This is a genomic window from Nitratidesulfovibrio sp. SRB-5 (assembly GCF_019931275.1).
Classification (GTDB): Bacteria; Desulfobacterota; Desulfovibrionia; order Desulfovibrionales; family Desulfovibrionaceae; genus Cupidesulfovibrio.
The window spans coordinates 1-20522 of sequence record NZ_JAIOTY010000003.1 but is presented as its reverse complement, the minus strand read 5'-3'; the positions used below and the strand labels follow the sequence as shown (position 1 = coordinate 20522).

The 20522-nt window shown below is 67.7% G+C and carries 18 protein-coding genes; 12 read left to right on the top strand and 6 right to left on the bottom strand.

The features are described from left to right. Window positions 1–17: 17 nt before the first annotated feature. From K6142_RS14220 to K6142_RS14205, 4 genes are all read right to left on the bottom strand, one after another. Window positions 18–1397, bottom strand: a complete 1380-nt coding sequence (locus tag K6142_RS14220; protein ID WP_190245388.1) for a sigma-54-dependent transcriptional regulator — start codon at window positions 1395–1397, stop codon at window positions 18–20. A 342-nt stretch (window positions 1398–1739) separates the two neighbouring features. Then, window positions 1740–3182, bottom strand: a complete 1443-nt coding sequence (locus K6142_RS14215; RefSeq protein WP_012613310.1) for a sensor histidine kinase — start codon at window positions 3180–3182, stop codon at window positions 1740–1742. 3 nt (window positions 3183–3185) lie between these two features. Next, the gene (locus K6142_RS14210) at window positions 3186–4547 is read right to left on the bottom strand and encodes a glucose-6-phosphate isomerase (RefSeq protein WP_190245387.1); all 1362 of its coding nucleotides are present in this window, start codon (window positions 4545–4547) and stop codon (window positions 3186–3188) included. 232 nt (window positions 4548–4779) lie between these two features. Then, entirely contained in the window at window positions 4780–5952 is a 1173-nt protein-coding gene (locus K6142_RS14205; RefSeq protein WP_190245386.1) for a pyridoxal phosphate-dependent aminotransferase, read from the bottom strand. 437 nt (window positions 5953–6389) lie between these two features. On the opposite strand from K6142_RS14205, the gene sfsA reads away from it, so the two are divergent. Then, a complete protein-coding gene (gene sfsA / locus K6142_RS14200) occupies window positions 6390–7151 on the top strand; it encodes a DNA/RNA nuclease SfsA (RefSeq protein WP_190245393.1) in 762 nt (253 codons plus the stop codon). A 56-nt stretch (window positions 7152–7207) separates the two neighbouring features. On the opposite strand, the gene K6142_RS14195 is transcribed toward sfsA, so the two are convergent. Then, on the bottom strand, window positions 7208–7483 hold the full coding sequence (locus K6142_RS14195) for a hypothetical protein (protein WP_190245385.1): 276 nt from the start codon (window positions 7481–7483) through the stop codon (window positions 7208–7210). A gap of 753 nt (window positions 7484–8236) precedes the next feature. Here K6142_RS14195 and era point away from each other — a divergent pair. From era to fliQ, 10 genes are all read left to right on the top strand, one after another. Next, window positions 8237–9160: a GTPase Era gene (gene era / locus K6142_RS14190; RefSeq protein ID WP_190245384.1), complete on the top strand. Its 924-nt coding sequence runs from the start codon at window positions 8237–8239 to the stop codon at window positions 9158–9160. 128 nt (window positions 9161–9288) lie between these two features. After that, complete coding sequence (locus K6142_RS14185) at window positions 9289–10107, top strand: YggS family pyridoxal phosphate-dependent enzyme (protein WP_190245383.1); 819 nt, start codon at window positions 9289–9291, stop codon at window positions 10105–10107. A 275-nt stretch (window positions 10108–10382) separates the two neighbouring features. Next, window positions 10383–11141, top strand: a complete 759-nt coding sequence (locus K6142_RS14180) for a motility protein A (RefSeq protein ID WP_012613318.1) — start codon at window positions 10383–10385, stop codon at window positions 11139–11141. Window positions 11142–11165: 24 nt separating this feature from the next. Next, entirely contained in the window at window positions 11166–12089 is a 924-nt protein-coding gene (locus tag K6142_RS14175) for a flagellar motor protein MotB (RefSeq protein ID WP_190245382.1), read from the top strand. Window position 12090: 1 nt separating this feature from the next. Next, window positions 12091–13026: a flagellar motor protein MotB gene (locus tag K6142_RS14170; RefSeq protein ID WP_190245381.1), complete on the top strand. Its 936-nt coding sequence runs from the start codon at window positions 12091–12093 to the stop codon at window positions 13024–13026. Window positions 13027–13116: 90 nt separating this feature from the next. Further along, window positions 13117–13632, top strand: coding sequence for a flagellar basal body-associated protein FliL (gene fliL / locus K6142_RS14165; protein ID WP_012613321.1), 516 nt, complete (start codon window positions 13117–13119; stop codon window positions 13630–13632). A gap of 26 nt (window positions 13633–13658) precedes the next feature. After that, window positions 13659–14201 (top strand): flagellar motor switch protein FliN, encoded by a 543-nt coding sequence (fliN, locus tag K6142_RS14160; RefSeq protein ID WP_012613322.1) that lies wholly within the window; start codon window positions 13659–13661, stop codon window positions 14199–14201. Further along, the gene (fliO, locus tag K6142_RS14155) at window positions 14194–14880 is read left to right on the top strand and encodes a flagellar biosynthetic protein FliO (protein WP_223290404.1); all 687 of its coding nucleotides are present in this window, start codon (window positions 14194–14196) and stop codon (window positions 14878–14880) included. The genes fliN and fliO overlap by 8 nt, the downstream gene beginning before the upstream one ends. A 154-nt stretch (window positions 14881–15034) precedes the next feature. Beyond that, window positions 15035–15916, top strand: a complete 882-nt coding sequence (gene fliP / locus K6142_RS14150; protein ID WP_012613324.1) for a flagellar type III secretion system pore protein FliP — start codon at window positions 15035–15037, stop codon at window positions 15914–15916. Window positions 15917–15929: 13 nt separating this feature from the next. Further along, window positions 15930–16199 carry a flagellar biosynthesis protein FliQ gene (gene fliQ / locus K6142_RS14145; RefSeq protein WP_190245380.1) on the top strand — a complete coding sequence of 90 codons (270 nt, stop codon included), beginning with the start codon at window positions 15930–15932 and terminating at the stop codon, window positions 16197–16199. A 210-nt stretch (window positions 16200–16409) separates the two neighbouring features. On the opposite strand, the gene K6142_RS16685 is transcribed toward fliQ, so the two are convergent. Beyond that, the gene (locus K6142_RS16685) at window positions 16410–17888 is read right to left on the bottom strand and encodes a TrmH family RNA methyltransferase (RefSeq protein WP_317846389.1); all 1479 of its coding nucleotides are present in this window, start codon (window positions 17886–17888) and stop codon (window positions 16410–16412) included. 238 nt (window positions 17889–18126) lie between these two features. On the opposite strand from K6142_RS16685, the gene K6142_RS14130 reads away from it, so the two are divergent. After that, window positions 18127–19998: a LysM peptidoglycan-binding domain-containing protein gene (locus K6142_RS14130; RefSeq protein WP_190245379.1), complete on the top strand. Its 1872-nt coding sequence runs from the start codon at window positions 18127–18129 to the stop codon at window positions 19996–19998. The last annotated feature ends 524 nt before the right edge of the window (window positions 19999–20522 follow it).

The window sequence follows — 20522 nt, the reverse complement described above, 5'->3', positions numbered from 1 at the left end:
TTGTGTCATTTGTCTCTTTAATGCCCGGTGATATTGTATTTTTTCAGCTTGTACTGCAGCAGGCTCTTGGAAATGGCGAGCAGTTCTGCGGCCTTCACCTGCACGAAGTCTGCGCGGACCAGGGCGCGGCGGATAAGGGCGGCCTCGATGCGTTCCAGGGTATCGGCCAGGTCCAGTTGCACGGGCAAGAGGTCCACGGCGCTTTTCAGCTGGGCTTCCTCGTCGCGCAGTTCGGGGGGCAGGTCGTCCACGCGGATGGTATCGCCGGAGACGAGCACGAGGCAGCGTTCCACCACGTTCTGAAGCTGACGGATGTTGCCGGGCCATTCGTAGCCGGTCATGTAGTCCAGGGCTTCGGGGGTGAATGTCTTGGGGGTGACGCCGTTCTCGCGGGCCAGCTTGTCCACGAAGTGGGCCACCAGCAGGGGGATGTCCTCGCGGCGTTCGCGCAGGGGCGGCAGGGCGATGTGCACCACGTTCAGGCGGTAGAACAGGTCTTCACGGAAGTTGCCCTTTTCCACTTCTTCCTGAAGGTTCTTGTTGGTGGCGGCCACGATGCGGATGTCCACCTCGACCTCTTCGGTGCCGCCCACGCGTTCGAAGCGGCGTTCCTGCAACACGCGCAGCAGCTTTACCTGCAATTCCGGGGTCAGTTCGCCGATTTCGTCCAGAAACAGGGTGCCGCCGCCCGCCTGTTCGAAGCGGCCCCGGCGCATGGCCACGGCCCCGGTGAAGGATCCTTTTTCGTGGCCGAACAGTTCGCTTTCCAGCACGCCGGGGTTGAGGGCCATGCAGTTGACGGAGACGAACGGCCCCTTGTTGCGGGGCGAGGAAAAGTGGATGGCGCGCGCCACCAGTTCCTTGCCGGTGCCCGATTCGCCGGAGATGAGCACCGTGGAGCGGCTGGGCGCGGCGCGGTCGACCATGCCCAGGGTTTCGCGGATGGCCCTGCTTTTGCCGATGATCTGGTGCATGCCGTAGCGTTCTTCCAGATTTTCGCGCAGCACGCGGTATTGGCGGTGCATGCGCGAAAGTTCCGCCGCGTTGTGCACGGACAGCAGCAGTTCGTCGTTGGAGAAGGGCTTGGTGATGTAGTCGAAGGCGCCGTACTTCATTACCTCGACCGCGCTTTCGATGGAGCCGAAGGCGGTCATGATCAGCACGGGGATGTGCGGCCAGTTCTTCTTGACCTGTTCCAGCACCTCGCGCCCGGTGATCTTGGGCATCTTCATGTCGGTGACGATGACGTCGACTTCCGACTCCTCCAGAAATGCCAGGCCGGTCTCCGGGTCGTTGAGCGCGGTGACGGTGTAGCCCGCGTCGGTCAGCAGGGCCTCGAGCACGAGCAGGTAGTTCTTCTCGTCGTCGAGCACGAGCAGATGCGTCTTTTCGTTCATGATGGATCCGGTTGCGGTGTGGTGGTGCCGGGCGCGCGGGCACGGCGGTGTCAGCAGGGTTCAAGGGACAGAAATAGGGCCGGAAGGCCGCGCGCGCAACCCGTGCGAGGGGCTTTGGCGCGCGTGAACGGGGCGAAACGCGTAAAAAAGGGCCGGGCCGCAAACGCAAAACCGCAAAACGGGTCGCTCGCACGGGGCAATGCGGCGGCTGGACGCCCGTTGCCTCCGGCCTTACCCGTCGCCACTCATTGCCGATCAGCCGCCGCACAACCCAGACAGCCCGTACTGCCCATACAGCCCGGATACAGCCCGGACACGGGCCGCACGCCGCAAGCCCGCAGGCTATTCGGCGCGCAGGGGCAGGCGCACGTACACCACGGCGCCGCCTTCCGGCGCGTTGTCGATGCGCAGGCTGCCGCCGTGGCTGGTGATGATGGAATTCACGATGGGCAGGCCAAGGCCGGTGCCGTCATCCTTGGTGGTGAAGAACGGGTCCAGCAGTCGTTCGCGGTTGGCGGGGTCGAAGCCGGGGCCGCTGTCGCGGAAGGCCAGTTCCACGGCATCACCGTCGCGGCGGCTGGTGACGGTGATGGAGCCGGGGCCGTCCATGGCCTGCAACGCGTTGACCATGATGTTGTAGAAGGCGCGGTACAAAAGATCCCCGTCGCCGGAAATGGTGATGCCGGGCTCCGTCTCGCGGGCCACGGCGACCTCGCGACGGGCCAGCTCGCCCTCCAGAAATCCCAGCACGCGGTCCAGCACCCCGTCGGCTTCCACAGGATCCTGCCGGGGCTGGCGGGGGCGGGCGTAGTCCAGAAAGTCGTTGACCGTCTGGCTGAGCCGCTTGGCCTCGTCGTAGATGGCTTGCAGGATGCGCGCGGTGACCGGGTCGGAACTGCTGGGGCGCTTCAGCAGCAGTTCCGCGCTGGAGCGGATGATGCCGAGCGGATTGCGGATTTCGTGGGCGATGCTGGCCACCACGCGGCCCATGCCCGCCAGCTTTTCGTGCTGGTGCAGTTCGCGCTCAAGGCGCTGCTTTTCCTGCATGCGTTCGGCCATTACCCGTTCGGCGCGGCGGATGAACACCAGCAGCATGCCGAACAATACCAGCGACGAAAGGCTGGCTGTGCCGATGATCAGCCACTGGAAGGCGATGATGGACCGGGTGTCGTTGGTGATGTCCTGGGTCATCTCCAGTACGCCCATGATGGGGCCGTCGTCGTCATCGTCGATGCGGCCCAGGCGGTTTTCCACGCGCAGGGGGTAGGTGGTGCGCAGGATGAAGCTGCCCGGCTCCAGCCGGGGGGTGAACAGGGCCTGCCAGAACGAGATGTTCGCGTCCACGGTGTAGCTGGGGTCTTCGTCGCGCAGCGCCACGGTGACCTCCGGCCCGGCCAGGTCGGTGCGGCCAAGGTCTGCCCGGTCGGTGGAATAGGACACGATCTTGCCGTGGTCGTAGATGCGCACCCGCGAAACCTGCAACCCGTGCACCACCGACTGCACCAGCTGGTCCAGCCGTTCGTACTGCACCGGCTGGCGCAGGGCGATGCGCCCGAAGCCCACCAGCGTGGGCAGGGTGAAGCGCCGGTAGATCTGGTGGTTCAGGTTTTCGGCCAGCAGCGAGGCGAATTCCTGCTGCTTGCGGAACATGGTGTTGCGCGCCGAATCGGTGATGATCACGGACATCACGATGCTGGTGGCCAGGATGAGCACCAGCGATACCCACGACAGGAAGCGGGCGAAGCCGAAGGGCAGGCCCCCCGGCAGTTCGAAACGGCGCGGCACCGGCTAGAACTCCTGCGATTGTTCGGCCCGGCCCAGGAAGGCGGCAAGGTCTGCCTCTTCCGCCGGGTAGCCGGGGGCGCCCAGCCGGGCGTTGGCAAGGCGCTTGCCAAGTTCCACGGCGGGCTGGTCCAGCGGGTTGATGTTCATGAGCCAGCCGGTGAACAGGGTGGCCAGTTCCAGCAGGCCCATCAGGCGGCCCGCGGCGGCTTCGCCGGTGCTGCCCATGCGCAGTTCCACAAGGGGCGTGCCCTGGCTGGCCAGGGCCATGCGGGTGCCCAGGCCCTCGGCGTCCAGCAGTTCGCCGAAGCGGCGGCCCTTCAGGAAGGCCCACTTGTCCGGCAGATCGGCGGGGAAGGTCCGGCCCTGCGGCAGGCCGGGGCAGGTCAGGAACAGGCAGCCCTTGTCGCGCGGGCCGTCCAGAAACATCTGCTGCAGCGAGTGCTGGTCGGTCACGCCCACGGCGGGCAGGGGCATGGTGCCCTTGCCTTCCTTGCCCAGGCTTTCGGCCCACAGCTGGGCGAACCACGGGCCGAAGGGCGCCCACAGCGGCACGTAGCAGAAGAAGATCAGCTGCGAGTAACGGGCATCGGCCAGGGCCATGTTCCACAGGGCCAGCTGCCACGCGGGGTGGCCGGGCAGGGCGTGGGCCGGATCGGCCACAAGGGGGGCCCCTACGGCCTGCGCGCCGTCCAGCAGCCCGCGCCAGTCCAGCCCCATGAACGCGGCGGGCACCAGACCCACGGCGGACAGCACCGAATAGCGCCCGCCCAGATGGTCGGGCACGGGCAGCGAGGGCAGGCCCTCGGTCAGCGCTTCCTGCCGCAGGAACCCGGCCTTCTCGTCGGTGACCACCAGCATGTGCTCGCGCCAGGCGTTGCCCAGCGTTTCACGCAGCCACTCCTTGGCCAGAAAGTATTGCGCCAGCGTCTCGATGGTGCCGCCCGACTTGCTGACAGCCACCACGATGGTCTGTTCCGGCGGCAGGTTGGCGAACCAGGCCTCCATGGTGTCCGCATCCACGTTGTCGGCTATCCACAGCCACGGGCCGTCATGGCCGGGCCTGTCCTGCTGCGGAAAGAACGCCCGTTGCAGCGCCCGCGCGCCCAGCGCGGAACCGCCGATGCCCAGCAGCACCATGTGGCGGTAGCGGGCAAGGGTGGGCTGCAACGCGGCAAGGCCCGCCTCCAGCGCGTCGCGGTAGGGCATGTCGATGAACGGCAGGTGCCCGGCGGCCAGTTCCACCTTCAGGCGGTGGGCCATTTCGCCCTTGTGCAGGTCGTGGATGGCGGCGGCGTCGGGCGTCAGGCGGCCCAGCGGCGCGGCGGGCCAGGCGTTGGTCCAGTCGAGGCGATGGGGCTGGGGCATGGTCATGCTCCTTGCGGGCCGGAGAAAAGGCCCATGGCGTGCGTGCCGGTGATGCGCGGCGTGGCCGCGCGGGGCGCGACGTGGAATATGGGGGGCACCTCGCCGTCGCGCGGGCGGGGCCAGCGAAGCGGCGGCATGCCCCGGTCGGTCGCGTGCGCGAGCCGCGCGGGACATGCCGCCGTCATATCGTACTTTTCAGCGAAGGGCGAGGCCGGTGCGGCAACGCAGGATGTTATCCGAAGAGAACCTTGGCCACCTTGTCCAGCGCAATCATCAGGGTGTCGTCCGACACAGCGTACGAGAAGCGCAGGCAGGCATCGTCGCCAAAGGCAACGCCGGGCACCAGCGCCACGTTGGCCTGTTCCATGATGTGCGTGCACAGGCTGGCCGAATCGGGCAGGGCCGGGGTGAACAGGGCGCGCATGTCCGCGAACAGGTAGAAGGCGCCGTCCGGCTTGGGGCAGACCACGCCCGGCCACGAGGAAACAATGCCGTGTGCCAGGTCGCGCCGACGGCGGAAGGACTTCTTCATTTCCTCCACCGCGTCGTAGGGGCCGGTAAGGGCGGCCAGCGCCGCCTTCTGGGCCACGGAGCAGATGTTGGAGGTGGACTGGCCCTGGATCTTGGTCATGGCCTTTATCAGGTCGGGGTGGGCCAGGGCGTAGCCCACGCGCCAGCCGGTCATGGCAAAGGTCTTGGCCAGGCCGTTGACCACCGCCACGTTCTCGGGGTGGCGTTCCCACCAGTCGCATACGCTGACGGCTTCCGCCGGTTCGTAGACGAGGCGGTCGTAGATTTCGTCCGACACCACGAACAGGTCGCGGGCGATGGCCCATTCCATGATGGCGTCGGTTTCCGCGCGGCTGTAGCAGGCGCCCGTGGGGTTGGAGGGCGAGTTCAGCAGCAGCACGCGGGTTTTGGGGGTGACGGCGCGGTCCAGCTCTTCCGGCGTGACCTTGAAGCCGCGCTCCGCCGGGGACGCCACGAACACCGGCACGCCGGCCGCCAGTTCCACCAGCGCGGGGTAGCTCACCCAGTAGGGGGCGGGCACCAGCACCTCGTCGCCGGGGTTGAGCAGGCACTGGAACAGGTTGTACAAGGCCTGCTTGCCGCCGTTGGTGACCACCGTGGCTTCCATGGGGGCTTCCACCCCGTAGAAGCGGGCAAAGTAGCCGCACACCGCCTGACGCAGTTCGGGAATGCCCGGCACCTGCGTATAGCGGGTAAAGCCTTGGTCGATGGCGGTCTTGGCCGCCTCGCGCACGTGTTCCGGGGTGGGGAAGTCGGGCTCGCCCACGGCAAGGCTGACCACCTGCACGCCCTTGGCCTTGAGCTCCAGCGCCTTGGCGTTGACGGCCAGGGTGGCCGAGGGCTTGATGCGGGTGAGACGGTCGGAGATTCTCATTACGGTGCGTCCTGTTCGCGTGGTATGGGGTGCGCTGCCGCCTGCGTGCCACGTGATGCGCAAGGCACGAAAGGCACGGGTGGCACGGCGGGCGCGCATGAGAACATCGTGCGGCAGGGCGGGCCGTTGGGCGCGTCTGCTCTCGGCGGCTGGTTACCAGCTTACGGGGCGACTGTAAATTGCGGAAACATCAAAACATACCGGCAGGATGCGCGGGCAGCTGGCCGTGCCGTGGCGCACGGCGCGTACCATGCGCCAACCTGCCGTAAGGAATGGCGATGTCGGGCGACGGAAAACGCCGTGGAAAAGGGAAAGCCGCAGGCGCGCGGGCCGGGGGCGGGAACGTGCCCGGTGGCGCCAGCAGTGCCGAGCGTTCCGCGAGTAACGGTCGTGAAGGGGAACGGATGACCGGAGCCACGGGCACGGCGGGGGACAACATGGAGGACGATTTGCCGATCATGGGCACGGCGGGCTACGGCGCGCCGCTGCTGCCGTTTCCGCTCGGCTGCATCGTTGGGCGCTTCGTGCGGCGGGTAAAGCGGTTCAGCGTGGAACTGGAAGTGGATGGCGCACCCCTGTGGGTGCACAGCAACAATTCCGGGTCCATGCTGGGGCTGATGCGCCCCGGCGCTGCGGTGCTGGCATCGCCTGCGCCCAACCCGGACCGCAAGCTGAAATACACCCAGGAACTGGTGCGCTGCGACGGCGACGGCCCGCGCGGCTTCTGGGTGGGGGTGAACACCTCCGTCCCCAACCGGCTACTGGAAGCGGCCTTCCACGCCGGGCGGCTGCCGTGGGCCGCCGGGTACACCACCCTGCGGCGCGAGGCCAGGCGTGGCGAAAGCAGGCTGGACGCCCGGCTGGACGGCCCCGGCCTGCCCACCCTGTGGGTGGAATGCAAGAACGTGACGCTGGTGGAGGACGACGTGGCCGCCTTTCCCGATGCCGCCACCGAACGCGGGGCCAAGCACCTGCGCGAAATGATGGATATCGTGGCGCGCGGGGAACGCGCCGCCGGGTTCTACCTCATCCAGCGACCCGACGGACGCTGCTTCGGCCCGGCGGACTACATCGACCCGGCCTATGCCGAACTGTTCCACGAGGCCCGCGCGGCGGGCGTGGAAATTCACCCCCACCGCGCCCTGGTGGGCATGGCGGGGGTGGACATCGGGTGCGAGATGGCGGTGGTGGGGAAATAGCCGGGCGGTCCCGGTGGAAGGCGGGCGAGACTGACCGAAAAACGGGTGTTGCGAAATCAGGCCGATTCGGCGGCCTGCGCGTTCTGGCCCTTTTGCAGCCGCTCCAGCGCGGCCTGCTTGCGGGCCTCCCACACCTTCATGCCCACGCGGCGGCCAAGGTCGGACTGGCGGGCGCGCAGTAATGCTTCTGCCGCCTCGCGTTCGCCCTGCTGGTTGAGCATGGCGACTGATTCCAGGTCGCGCAGGTACTTTTCGCATTCGGCGATGATGCCGGAAAGGTCGATGGCCGAAAGCTCTTCCGGCACGCGGACCGATTTGACCTTGCGGGGCATGGCGTTCTCCGTGGGGCGCGAGTGGGCGCGGGCACGATGGACAGACAAGCGGAACCGTACTGGTGCAGGGCGGCAGGCGCCACGAGCCAGATGCGGAAGCGGCAGGGTGATGCCTGCGCGCGCGGCGCTTGCCGGAACGTGCGCGCCAAGTGGTCGATACACGTTCTGTCGTGCGGTCAGTAATACAGATGGTATCCGGAACGTCAACGGTCTATCGGGGCAGGAATTCCGGTTTTTTTAGAAGGCGTCTCCCACTGCGGGGCAAAACAGTGGGCGCGGGTGGGCCGTGCGTCCCCCCTTTGTCCCACCTGCCGCCATCGCCGGTCCCCCGTTTTCGTCGCCTGTCCGGGCGGGCCGCGCGGCCTTTCTGCGGTTGCTGCGCCTTGACGGGCCGCGCCCAGCCGCGTATGGGGCCTGTTCCGCCATGCCCGGCGAAAATCCGGAGCAGGCCCGTTGTCGCCTGTCGCCGCCCGTAAATGCCCGTTCGTTGATGACGCGGGCAGGGCGTCCGCACCCCATATTCCTTTGTCACATTCTGTCCGGCCATCGGCCCTGCGTCCTGATCGGAGCAGGTTCGGAGCAAGTCCGGAGCAGGCCCGCGCCCGGCCCGGCGTCCGGTTCGTGACTGGCCCGGCATTGACCGGCCCGCACCCCGCACGTCCGCCAAATTTTCCCGCCGTTCCTTGACGCACGGCCCGTGCTGTGGAACATGCGGCGGAGAACACGACTTTTTTTCCGCAAGGAGCATATATAATGACCAAGACCGAACATCGCTGCGGCTGGGTTGCCCTGCTGGGGCCGCCCAACGCGGGCAAGTCCACGCTGCTCAACTCTGCGCTGGGCCACAAGGTGGCCATCGTCACCCCGCGCGCCCAGACCACCCGCAACCAGATCGTGGGCATCCTGTCCGAGCCGGACGCGCAGGTCATCTTCATGGATACCCCCGGCATCCACCAGCAGCGCGGCCGCATGAACAAGATTTTGTTGCAGACGGCGTGGCAGTCCATGCACAGCGCCGACGTGATCCTGGTCATGCTGGACGCGGACCTGTACATCAAGAAGCCCGACTTTCTCGAAAACGACGTGAAGCCGCTGATGGACGCCGTGGCCGCCGAAGAGCGCCCCGTCATCGTGGCCGTGAACAAGGTGGACCTGTTCCGCGACAAGTCGAAGATGCTGCCCCTGTTCATAGAGTTGCAGAAGCTGTGGCCCAAGGCAGAGGTGTTCCCCGTCTCGGCCCTGACGCGCGACGGTCTGCCCGAACTGGTCAAGCTGCTGAAGTCCAAGCTGCCCGTGGCGCCTGCCATGTACCCGGAAGACCAGCTTTCCACCCTGCCGGTGCGCTTCATGGCGGCGGAAATCGTGCGCGAAAAGCTGTTTCTGGCCCTGCGCCAGGAACTGCCCTATTCCGTGGCCGTGGAAATCGAGAAGTGGGATGAAGAGGAAGGGCGCGACCTTGTGACCATCCACGCGGTGATCTACGTGGGCCGCCCCTCGCACAAGTCCATGGTCATCGGCAAGGCCGGGGCCACCATCAAGGACCTTGGCACCAAGGCCCGCGTGGATATCCAGACCCTGCTGGAAAAGAAGGTGCACCTTGAACTGTGGGTCAAGGTGCGCGAAGGTTGGACAGAGGACGTGGGCTTCCTGCGTTCGCTGGGTCTGGCCGACGAATAGCGACGCACCACCGGCAGGCTGCCACCGCATGGCACTGCCGGAACGCCGTCAGCGGTTTTCGCGCCGTCCGTCCGCCGTTTGTCGTGCGGCGGGCGGCGCTCACGCTTTTTGCCATCCGGGATGCTGTCATGCCGCACGATATTGCCGCCGCCTCCGCCTTTCTGCCGCCCGAAGCCGCACAGGCCCTGCTGGACCGCTGGGCCGCCGTGCGCGCCCGCGTGGACGGCGCCGCCCGCGCCGCCGGGCGCGACCCCGCCGGGGTGACCCTGGTGGCCGTGTCCAAGTATCACCCCGCCTCGTCCGTAGCCGCGCTGGCCGCTGCCGGGCAGCGTGATTTTGGCGAGAATTATGTGCAGGAAGCACTACGGAAACAGGCCGAAGTTGCCGATATGACGGGCATGGGTCCGGATGCGGCCGCCGGGACGATGGCGGCGGGGGGCGCAACCCCGCGCTGGCATTTCATCGGCCATCTGCAAAGCAACAAGGCCAAGGACGTGGTGGGGCGCTTTGCCCTGCTGCACACCGTGGATTCGGAAACCCTGGCCCGCAAGCTGGACCAGCGCCTGGCCACCCTGCCCGCGCAGGGGGCCGGGGGCGTTGCGCCCAGTCAGGACATTTTGTTGCAGGTGAACATCGGTGACGAGGAGCAGAAATCCGGGGTGGACCCGGACGACCTGCCCGCCCTGGCGGACGCCGTGCTGGCCCTGCCGCGCCTGCGCCTGCTGGGGCTGATGTGCATGCCGCCCATTTTCGACGACGGCGAGGCCTCGCGCCCGTACTTTGCCCGGCTGCGCGAACTGCGCGATGCGCTGTCCGCCCGTGTGGGCCTGCCCCTGCCGCACCTGTCCATGGGCATGTCGCACGACGTGGAAGTGGCCGTGGCCGAAGGGGCCACCATCGTGCGGGTGGGGACCGATATTTTCGGCCCGCGTCCGGTCAGGGGATAGTGGAAAGAGTGAGGGTCGCAGGGATGGTGGGCATATGGGGTGGCGGTCAAGGAGCGGGCAGGGCGCTTTTCTGCACGCCTCCGGCGGGCAGGAGGCCATGCCCCCTGTCCCCCCGATACTCCGGCAAGCGCCCGGCGACCGTCTCCCTTTGATCGTTGCGGGGTGAGCCGGCCACATCCGTCCGGACTTTTCCGCCGGGCTGGCCCGAACCGCCCGAAACGCCCGCCACACACGGGGCGCGCACCAACCGCCCGCGCACGCAGCAGGGGTACCGCATGGATCTGGCAACCGTACTGGGCATCCTCATCTCGTTCGGGCTCATCGGCACGGCGCTGTCCATGGGCGGCAACCCGCTGTTCTTCGTGGATTCGGCGGCCCTGCTCATCGTGCTCGGCGGCACTCTGGGGGCCGCGCTGGTGCATTATCCCCTGCCCGTGGCCCTGCGCGTGCTGTCCATCACCCGCAAGGCCTTCGCCACCCGGCTGCACCGCATCGACCTGGTCATCGACCAGTTCATGGAATTCGCCCACCGCGCCCGGCGAGAAGGCCTGCTGTCGCTGGAGCCCGCCGTGCGCAACCTGGACGACCCCTTCCTGCGCAAGGGGTTGCAGCTGACCATCGACGGGCTGGAACCCGACGCCATCCGCGAGATCATGGAAAGCGAGATCGCCGCGCTGGAGACGCGCCACTCCATGGGGGTGGACATCTTCAACGCGCTGGCCTCGTATGCTCCGGCGCTGGGCCTGGTGGGCACGCTCATCGGCCTGGTGCAGATGCTGCGCTCCATGAACGACCCCTCGGCCATCGGCCCGGCCATGGCCGTGGCGCTCATCACCACCTTCTACGGGGTGGTGCTGGCCAACCTGGTCTTCCTGCCGCTGGCGGGCAAGCTGCGCCACCGCAGCAAGGAAGAGGTGCAGCTGATGGAAATGCAGCTGGAAGGCATCCTGGCCATTGCCCGGGGTGAGAACCCGCGCATCATCCTGGAAAAGCTGAGCTGCTATCAGCCGCCCCGCGAGCGGCGCACCAGCTAGGCCCCTCACCCCGGAGCACCGACCATGGCGCGCAACAGGCGGAAACCGCAGCCCGCAGGCATCACCCAGCCGCCGTGGCTCATCACGTATTCCGACCTGATGACCCTGCTGCTGACCTTCTTCGTGCTGCTGGTGGCCATTTCGGTCATCGACGAGCGGCGCAGGGTCATGGCCGTGGGGTCGGTGGCGGGCAGCTTCGGGCAGGAGCAGGGCACCGCCACCCTGCGCGAACCGGCGGACGGGCGGCCCGTGCCGGGCATCGTCCCCATGGGTGACGCGCCCCCGCGTGGCCGCGACCTGACCCCCCTGCGCGACATGCTGTGGGAAGATGCCGAGCGCGACATCAACTATCAGGAAAACGGCTACATCCAGATTTTTTCCATCAACGACGAGGTGCTGTTCCGCACCGGCGCGACGGAACTGACCGAGCGCGGCGCGGCCCTGCTGGCGCGCATCGCCCCGGTGCTGCGCGGGGTGGAACACCCGGTGCTGGTGGCAGGGCATGCCTCGCCCGCGCGCGACGAGGAAGGCATCCTGTTCCGGCTGCGCGGCGACGAAAAAACCCTGCCCACGCCGTGGCGGCTTTCGCTGGGGCGGGCCACGGCGGTGTACCGCAGGCTGGCCGACCTTGGCGTGCCGCGTGGTCGCATGCTCATCGAGGCCCACGGCGACACGCGCCCCCGCTTCGACAACCTGACCCCCGAAGGGCGGCGCGCCAACCGGCGCGTGGACATCGTGCTCGACCGGCGCAACGCCGAATGGGCGCGCCGCATGGAATCCCTGAAGGAGGGTGCACCCGTGCGCGAGACCTTCCAGTACAAGGGGTTCCGGTTCGATTTCGCCATGCCCGGCGGCGCGGGAACCGGAGCGGATTCAGGCCCCGGCTCCGGTCAGAATCCCGGCCAGAACCCCGGCCCGGACTCCGGCCGGAGTGGCGGGGGGAACTGAGATGGCCGACATTCCTTCCGTCCCCCCCGGCCTTCCCCGTCAGGCGTCTTCGCCGGTCCCTCCCCATGCGCCCCCGCATGTGCACGGACCCGCGCGCCGTCCGCGCCGTGCCCCGGCGGAGGACAAGCCCCGCCAGCCGTGGCTGCTGACCTACTCCGACCTGGTCACCCTGCTGCTGACCTTTTTCGTGCTGCTGCTGTCCATGTCGTCCATGAACCGGGTCACCCTGTCGCGCATCGGCAGCCATTTCGGCGAGGCTGGCGAGCAGGCCCCGGGCGTCACCGGCTCGGTGCCGGAGCGCATCCGGCTGCTGGAGCCGCTGCTGGCGCGCCCCGCGCAGGTGTTCGCCCACCAGCGCGAGATCAAGGAACTGCTGTTCCCCGGCGCCGAGTTGCCCCCCGGCATAGACCGAAGTACACTGGACAAGAACCTGCGGATACTGGAACATCCGGAGGGCGTGGTGCTGGCCCTGACCGACGACCTGCTGTTCGCCCCCGGCCAGTGGCAGCTGCGCGAGGCATCGCGCCCCCTGTTGGGCATGCTGGCCGAAGTGCTGGAATACGTCACCGCCGACGTGGCCATTGCCGGGCACAGCGACCCGCACACCGAAGGCGTGTCCGCGCTGGAGCAGGCCGCCGGAACGGGAGGCGGGGCAGGAACCGTAACGGGTGACGCCATCGGTTACGAACTGGCCGGGCGGCGTGCGTTGACGGTTTTGGAATATTTCGTGCAAAGAAAACTTGACCCGGCCCGGTTTTCCGTCGCGGGGTACGGCCCGGACCGGCCATCTCTGGCCGGGCAGCCTCCCTCTCCCGGTGCTCCGGGCGTGCCGGAGGCCTCGGGCGAGCCGGACGCGGCAGCGGGGTCCAGCGATCCCGACCGCAACCGCCGGGTGGAAATTCTGGTAAAGACCACGCCGAGACTCGGCGGATACTAGCAGGAACCGCAAGGCGCGGCCCGGCGGGCGGCCAGCCCCGCCCAGCCCGCCCAGCCCCGCGATGTCCAGTTGCCCCAAGGAGCGAGCGCAGTGGCGGAAGAAGCCGCACCCCCAAAGAAGAAGTCCGGCAAGCTGAAGTGGATCATCCTCATCCTGTTGCTGTTGTTGCTGGGTGGCGGCGGCGGTGGCGGGGCGTACTGGTGGTTCGTCATGCGGCCCGCCGCGCAGAATGCCGAGGGCGCGCCCGAACCGGCCAAGGCCGAGGGCAAGGCCGACGCCAAGGGCGGCGAGGCCCCGGCCCGCAATGCCAAGGTTGCCAAGTTGCCGACGTTTCTGGTGAACCTGGCTGACCCCACGGGCCGTCGCTACCTCAAGCTGACCATGGAGGTGGAGGTTGGCTCCGACGCCACGGTCAAGGAGCTGGAAGGCCAGTCGGCCAAGGTGCGCGACGCGGTCATCCTGCTGCTGTCCAGCAAGTCGTACGCGGACCTTGCCCCCATCGAAAGCAAGCTCCAGCTCAAGAACGAGGTGGCCGAACGCCTGAACCAGATTCTGGGCGGCCCCAAGGTGCTGCGGGTGTATATTACCGAAATGGTCATCCAGTAGGCGCGGCGCGCGCAAAAGGAATACCCATGAGTGACGGCAAGGATGTCGATCAGGATCTGCTGGCGGCCCAGTGGGCTGCCGCCCTGGAAGGGGAAGACGACGAGGATGGCGGCGGCAAGGCCTCGTCCGCTGTCGGGGGCGGCGAGGACGACGCCCGCCTGGCCGAGGAATGGGCCAAGGCCCTGGCCAGTGAAGAGCAGACCCAACTGAAGAAGGAAAAGGAACAGGGCTTCTTTGCGTCTGCCGCGCGCGAGGCCAAGTTCAAGGATTTGACGGAAGAGGCCAAGTCGCCCCGGCCCGACAGCGGTCGGCGCGAACTGGACTTCATTCTGGACATTCCGCTGGACGTCTCGGCGGAACTGGGCCGCACCCGCCTGCTTATCAACGAACTGCTCCAGCTGGGGCAGGGGTCGGTGGTCGAACTGAACAAGCTGGCTGGCGAACCGCTGGAAGTGTACGTCAACGGCAAGCTGGTGGCGCGCGGCGAGGCCGTGGTCATCAACGAAAAGTTCGGCGTGCGCCTGACCGACATCATCAGCCCCATCGAACGGGTGAAGCAGCTTGCTTAACGCCACAGAATCCGCCGTGGGTGCCGCCAGTTCCGTCGCCAGCCCCGTCACCAGTCCCGCCGCCGACATGGCCGCTCAGGCTTCGGCCCAGGCGGAGGGCGCCGTGCGCGCCGCCATTTCCGCCAACGCCACCCTCGGCGACGCGGCCCAGTCCCTGCCCCATGCGGCAGGCCAGGTGGCGGCCAGCGCCGCCGACGCGGTGAACGCCACCATGGCGCACGCCAACGCGACAGTGGGGGCCTCCGACGGGCTTGCCGCCGCCGCCGTGCCCGCCTTTTCGTGGGGCGGGTACATCCAGGCCGTGGGTGTGCTGTTCCTGCTGGTGGGGCTGCTGTGGCTGGCCCTGTGGGCCGTGCGCCGCCACGGCGGGCTGTTCCGCGCCGTGCCGGGCGCGGGCGGCTTTTCGCGCGACGACCTGCGCCTGGAGGCGCAGTTGCCCATTGGCCCGCGCAAGGGGCTCATGGTGGTACGCTTCTTGAACAAGCGATTGCTGCTGGGCGTCACCGACCAGCAGATAACGCTACTCACGGAGCAGGACCTTGACCATGAGCACGGCAGCGACGACGCAACTTCCGACGCCGGAAGCCTTTCCGATCAGCCTGGCGGGCGCGGCTCCGGCGGCTTCTCCTCGGTGCTGGGGCGTGCCCTCGGCAAGGGGCGCACACCTTCGGGAAACTGACGCTCCCGTCGTCAATTCCGCCCCGGCATCCGTCCGCCGGGGCGTCACCGGCCTGACGGCGGACATCGCCCGGGCCCCCGTCCAGACCGCCGCGCCGGACGCCCCCCGTCAGGACGCCCCCCGTCAGGGTTTCACTCGTCAGGACGCCACGTGCGTGGCAGCCGTCCGCCCCCTTGTCCCGGCTTCCTGCGACCTGCCCGTGGGCCACGCCCCTCTGCCGGGCAGTCCCCAACTACCCGGCGCCACCCGTCCCGCCTCCGCCTGCCGCCTGCTTTCCCTGGTCACCGCGCTGCTGCTGCCCCTGTCGCTTCTGTCGTTGCTGGGCGGCGGCGTGGCCCATGCCGCGCAGGACCTGGTCATGCCCACCATGCAGCTTACCCTTGGCGCGGGCCAGACCGAGCCGGAAAAGGTCTCGCTGCTGCTCGAAATCCTGTTCATGCTCACGGTGCTGTCGCTGGCCCCGGCCATCATGCTTACCGTGACCAGCTTCACCCGCATCATCATCGTGTTTCACTTCATCCGTCAGGCGCTGGGCGTGCAGCAGCTGCCGCCCTCGCAGGTGCTGGCCAGCCTTGCCATTTTCATGACGGTGGTGATCATGATGCCCGTGGGCAAGCAGATCAACGACACCGCCCTGCAACCCTACCTCGAGGAGCGCATCGGCTTCAACGAGGCGCTGGACAAGGCCCAGGTGCCGCTACGCTCGTTCATGTTCAAGCACACCCGCGAGAAGGATCTGTCGATCTTCTACGCCATCACCAAGATGGAGCAGCCGCGCACCAAGGAAGAGGTGCCCACGGTGATGCTGGCCGCCGCCTACGTCATCAGCGAACTGAAGACCGGGTTCACCATCGGCTTCCTGATCTACATCCCGTTCCTGGTGCTGGACATGGTGGTGTCCAGCATCCTGCTGGCCATGGGCATGATGATGCTGCCGCCCATGATGGTCTCCATGCCCTTCAAGCTGCTGCTCTTCGTCATGGTGGACGGGTGGGCGCTGCTGGTGGGGTCGTTGGTCAACAGTTTCGCGGTCTGAAGAGGTACGTCACATGACGCCGGAAATGGTCATTGCCTTCGCGCGCCAGTCCATTGAAATCGCCCTGCTCATCTCTATGCCCATGCTGGGCGTGGGGTTGGTGGTGGGCGTGGTGGTCAGCATCATTCAGGCCGCCACCCAGATCCAGGAGATGACCCTGTCGTTCATCCCCAAGATCGTCTCCATCTTTCTTGCGCTGCTCATCTCGTTTCCGTGGATCATGGATAAAATGATTACCTACACGCGCGAGGTGTTTCTGAATATTCCCAATTACATCCGGTAGCATGCCCCGCATTGCGCGGCCACGGCCCGGTATGGCCGGGCATGGCCGGGTATGGCCGGGCACGGAAAAGCCCCTGTCCTTCCGGTGGAAGGGCAGGGGCCTTTGTGTTGTCGCGGGTCGGGTTTCGGAAGGCGGCGGCAGGGGAGGGGCGGGGAATCACCCAGCCCGTCCGTCCGTTACCCTCCGCCCGGCTGTAAGGGCGCGCTTCGGCTATCCCTTCTGGCGGCGCGCCGCGAAGCACCCCACCAGGATGGCCCCGGCCTGGGCCACGTTCAGCGAATCGAAGTCGCGGGCCATGGGAATGGACAGGGTGAAGTGGCAGCGCTTGGCCACGTTGGGCCGGATGCCGCTGTCCTCGTTGCCCAGCACCAGCACGGCGGGGGTGCGCAGCGGCTCGGTGAACGGGTTGCGCGGCCCGCTGCCGGGCTTGCCGTCCGTTTCCGGCGCGGCCCCGCCAGCAGCATAGATGGTGTAGCCCGCCGCGTCGGCTTCATCCAGCGCGCGGGCCAGGTTGGTCACCTTGGCCACGGGCAGCTTTTCCAGGGCACCGGCGGCGGCGCGGGCTGCGGCCCCGCCCAGGGCGGCCCCGCCATGGCGCACCACCACCAGCCCCGCCGCGCCCAGCGCGTATAGGGTGCGGGCCAGGGTGCCCACGTTGCCGGGGTCCTGCACCTGGTCCAGCGCCACGATGAGCGGCAGCGGAGCGTCGGGGGCGTCGCGCAGGATGTCGCCGAATTCGGCGAACCCGGCGTCGAACACCCGCGCAATGACACCCTGATGCGAAGAGTGGGAAGACTGGGCGGCGCGTCCGGCGCGTCCGGCGCGTGCCCCGGTCCGATCCGCGGAAAGGTCGTCATCGTCGTCACCGGCGTCGCGTGCCGCGCCCCGGCCTTCCAGAATGTCCCAGGCGGCATCGTCATCGGCAAAAAGGTCGTCGTCGGCGTGGGGTGCGGCCATGCCCGGCTCGGCCATGTCCGGTTCGGTCGTGTCGCTGCCGGTCTGCGCGATGGCCTTGCCCGACGCGAACAGCCGGTCCAGGGCGTGTGCCTCGGCAAAGATGAAGCGCACCCGCGCCTCGCGGCACAGTTCCACGATGCGGTCCACCTCGCGCCCGCGCTTGCCCTTGCGGATAAGCACGGTCTCCACGCGGCTGGGGTCCGATTCCAGCAACTCCAGCACCGGCTTCACGCCGGGCAGGATGGAGCAGGGAGACTCCGGGGCGTCGGGCAGGATGTCGCGGGTGTCCGTGTGCATGCTGGGGCGCGCGTCGGGGCGGACATCGGAACGGGCGTCACGCCGTCCGTCGGCGGGTTTGCCCCGGTGTGGCGGACGGCCAGGCCGCTCGGGCCTGCCGTGCCGGTCATCACGAGGACCGGGCCGCGAGCCGGGACGGGAGTTGCGGCGGTCGTCGCCACGGCCTTCCGGGCGGGCGTCACGACCCGAACCGGGGCGGGAGTCGCCCCGTTCGCCCCGTTCGTTCCGTTCGCCGGGCTTTCCGGGCTTGCCGCCGTGGCCGCGCGGGGCATCGCCGCGTCCGCCCTCGCGTTCGCCGGGCCTACCCGTGGGGCGGCCATCCTTGCGGTTGCGGTTGGCGGAACGGGAACGGCTGTCACGCGTATCGTCGTTGCGGGCATCGCGCGGCGCGTCGTCGCGCGCGTCGGTGCCCCAAATGGGGTGCTTCTTGGGCATGTGTCGCTTTCGCCCGGATGGGCGCGGGTAGACGGGTTGCGTTGGATGGGCGGCATGAGGTAGGGTCGGGATGCCGCATACACCGCAGGTACCCTTGAACGTGCTTCCACGCAAGGGGCCACGGTGCCGCACCCGCCGGGCCGACAGGCGCCGGGGCCAGCCGGAACGCGGCGGACGACCCGACACACGCTCCTTCTCGCGGCCTTCTTCCGCCGCTCCCAACACATCCGGAATATCCATGCAGCGAACCAGACTCCTGTCTTCCGCCCTGCGCGCGCGCCGTGCCGTCCGGCACGTGCTCGTGCTTGTGGCGGTGGCGTTGTTGGCCGCCGGCTGCGCGCCCAAAAAGAATCTTCCTCCCATTCAGCCCGCAGAGGCCTGCCCGGTGCCGCCCAGCGCCGCCGCCACCGCCGCCGAACCCGAAGAGGTGGTGGAACTGCCCATCCCGCCCGCCGACGACGGCGTGCCCCTTACCCCGCAGGAATGGGCGGCCCTCAATTCCACCGGCGAACTGGACAAGAACCTTTCCCCGGAAGCCCGGCGCGACGTGGAATTGCACTTCAAGTACTTCACCCACCGCGCGCGCGGCACCTTCGAACGCTACCTGAAGCGTTCGCAGAACTACCTGCCGCACATCCGCGAGGTGTTCCGCCAGCAGGGCATCCCCGAAGAGATCGCCTATCTCGCCATCGTCGAAAGCGGGTTCAACCCCAATGCCGTGTCCTCGGCGGGCGCGGTGGGGGTGTGGCAGTTCATGCCCTACACCGGCATGCGCTACGGCCTGTCGTACAGCTGGTGGATGGACGAGCGGCGCGACCCGTACAAGTCGGCCCGCGCCGCGGCGGATTATCTGCAAAAGCTGTACGGCGACTTCGGCGACTGGCATCTGGCCATGGCCGCGTACAACGCGGGCGAAGGCAAGATTTCGCGGGCGCTGGAAGGCACCGGGGCCGAAGGGTTCTTCGACCTGCGCACCAAGAACCACATGCTCGACGGAAAGGCCCAGCTGAAGGACGAAACGCGCCAGTACGTGCCCCGGTTCATCGCCGTGGCCAAGATCATGCGCAACCTGGAGTCCCTGGGCTTTCAGGCCCCGGATTACAGCTGCCCGCCCAAGCTGGAACAGCTGCGGGTAAAGCCCGGCACCGACCTGATGGCCCTGGCCCAGGCCATGGGCCAGAGCTGGAGCGACTTTTCCGCCAACAACCCGGCCTTCCGGCGCTACATTTCGCCGCCCGATGCCCACACCACCGCCTACGTGCACCCCATGCACCTTGAAGCGGCCACCGCCTTCCTGACCAAGCCGCAGCAGCGCAGCTACGCGGGCTGGCGGGTGTACAAGGTGCGTCAGGGCGATACGCTGGACCGCATCGGCAAAAGGTGCGGGGTGCCCGTTTCGGTGCTGAAGCGGGTCAACAAGGCCAGCGGCAAGTTGCAGGTGGGCCAGGAACTGATGATCCCCGGCGGGGGCGACGCAACGGGCTTCACCGCCCAGGCGGAGGCGCCTGCGTCGAAGTCTGCGACTTCGGCCAAGGGCGGCAAGGCCGTTGCGGACAAAACGGACAAATCGGACAGGCCGGACAAATCGGACAAATCGGACAGGCCGTCCCCTGTCCGCACCCGCGACATCGCCGAGCGCCGCGCAACGTATATCGTCAAGCAGGGCGACACGTTGTACGGCATCGCCAAGGCTCAGGGCAGCAGCGTGGAAACCCTGCAAAAGGCCAACGGCCTTTCGGGTATCGCCCTGCAACTGGGGCAGAAGCTGTACATTCCCGATGCCGGGGCCGAGGCCACGGCCATCGCCCGGCAGGAAGCGGAGGCCGCCAACAAGGCCATCGTGGCCAGCGCTTCGCGCGGCGGTGCCGAGCGGGCCGCCACGCCCGTGGCCGTGGCCACCGCGTCCAAGGGCGCGACGACCAAGTCCGCCGCCCAATCCTCCGCGCCGTCGGGCCGGGCCATCGTGTACAAGGTGCAGGAAGGCGACACCATGTGGGCCATTGCCCGCAAGTTCAACGTGCCGCCCAAGGATCTGCTGCGCTGGAACAACCTGGAGCGCGATGCGCAGCTGAAGCCCGGCGACCAGATCACCGTGCACGCCGCCCAGTAGCGTCTGCCGATAGCGCACCCGGAGCCTTCCGGGCGCCGCCCGATAGTGGTGCATGACACCATGCTTGCCTCAGCGCCCCGGTTCTGCCGGGGCGCTTTCGTTTGGCGGGCGCGTTTTTTGTCGGTGCGCAAATCCACGGCTGGCGCGGGCTGGCGGGGCTGAGCGAAAATAAAATCAGCGGGCTGACGAAAAACCTGTTGACGCCGGGTGGCGAAGCGCATAGATACCCCCTTCGCCGCAACGGACAGCGTTCGACGCGGCTCGCTCTTTCAGCCGGATCAATAGGTTGCCGCTTTCCTGAACCCACTGCGGGATTCACGGGGTCTTCGAGAAAAAACGAAGAAAACGAAAAAAGCGGTTGACACCTGGCAGGGCGCTGGGGCATACATGCTCCTCGCCGCGGCGGGAAGCCCCGGCGGGGCGACGGACCGCAGAATGCTGCGGTTTACGGAATCGGTTCTTTGACAAGTAAATAGCGAGTCGGGAAGGAATCAGCCTTTACGATAGTAATCAATCGTACGGGT

Bases quoted from the DNA above. Each gene is read 5' to 3' on its own strand.
- K6142_RS14220 (WP_190245388.1), bottom strand. From the start codon at position 1,397: ATGAACGAAAAGACGCATCTGCTCGTGCTCGACGACGAGAAGAACTAC.
- K6142_RS14210 (WP_190245387.1), bottom strand. From the start codon at position 4,547: ATGCCCCAGCCCCATCGCCTCGACTGGACCAACGCCTGGCCCGCCGCG.
- K6142_RS14205 (WP_190245386.1), bottom strand. From the start codon at position 5,952: ATGAGAATCTCCGACCGTCTCACCCGCATCAAGCCCTCGGCCACCCTG.
- sfsA (WP_190245393.1), top strand. From the start codon at position 6,390: ATGGAGGACGATTTGCCGATCATGGGCACGGCGGGCTACGGCGCGCCG.
- K6142_RS14195 (WP_190245385.1), bottom strand. From the start codon at position 7,483: ATGCCCCGCAAGGTCAAATCGGTCCGCGTGCCGGAAGAGCTTTCGGCC.
- era (WP_190245384.1), top strand. From the start codon at position 8,237: ATGACCAAGACCGAACATCGCTGCGGCTGGGTTGCCCTGCTGGGGCCG.
- K6142_RS14185 (WP_190245383.1), top strand. From the start codon at position 9,289: ATGCCGCACGATATTGCCGCCGCCTCCGCCTTTCTGCCGCCCGAAGCC.
- K6142_RS14180 (WP_012613318.1), top strand. From the start codon at position 10,383: ATGGATCTGGCAACCGTACTGGGCATCCTCATCTCGTTCGGGCTCATC.
- K6142_RS14175 (WP_190245382.1), top strand. From the start codon at position 11,166: ATGGCGCGCAACAGGCGGAAACCGCAGCCCGCAGGCATCACCCAGCCG.
- K6142_RS14170 (WP_190245381.1), top strand. From the start codon at position 12,091: ATGGCCGACATTCCTTCCGTCCCCCCCGGCCTTCCCCGTCAGGCGTCT.
- fliN (WP_012613322.1), top strand. From the start codon at position 13,659: ATGAGTGACGGCAAGGATGTCGATCAGGATCTGCTGGCGGCCCAGTGG.
- fliQ (WP_190245380.1), top strand. From the start codon at position 15,930: ATGACGCCGGAAATGGTCATTGCCTTCGCGCGCCAGTCCATTGAAATC.
- K6142_RS16685 (WP_317846389.1), bottom strand. From the start codon at position 17,888: ATGCCCAAGAAGCACCCCATTTGGGGCACCGACGCGCGCGACGACGCG.
- K6142_RS14130 (WP_190245379.1), top strand. From the start codon at position 18,127: ATGCAGCGAACCAGACTCCTGTCTTCCGCCCTGCGCGCGCGCCGTGCC.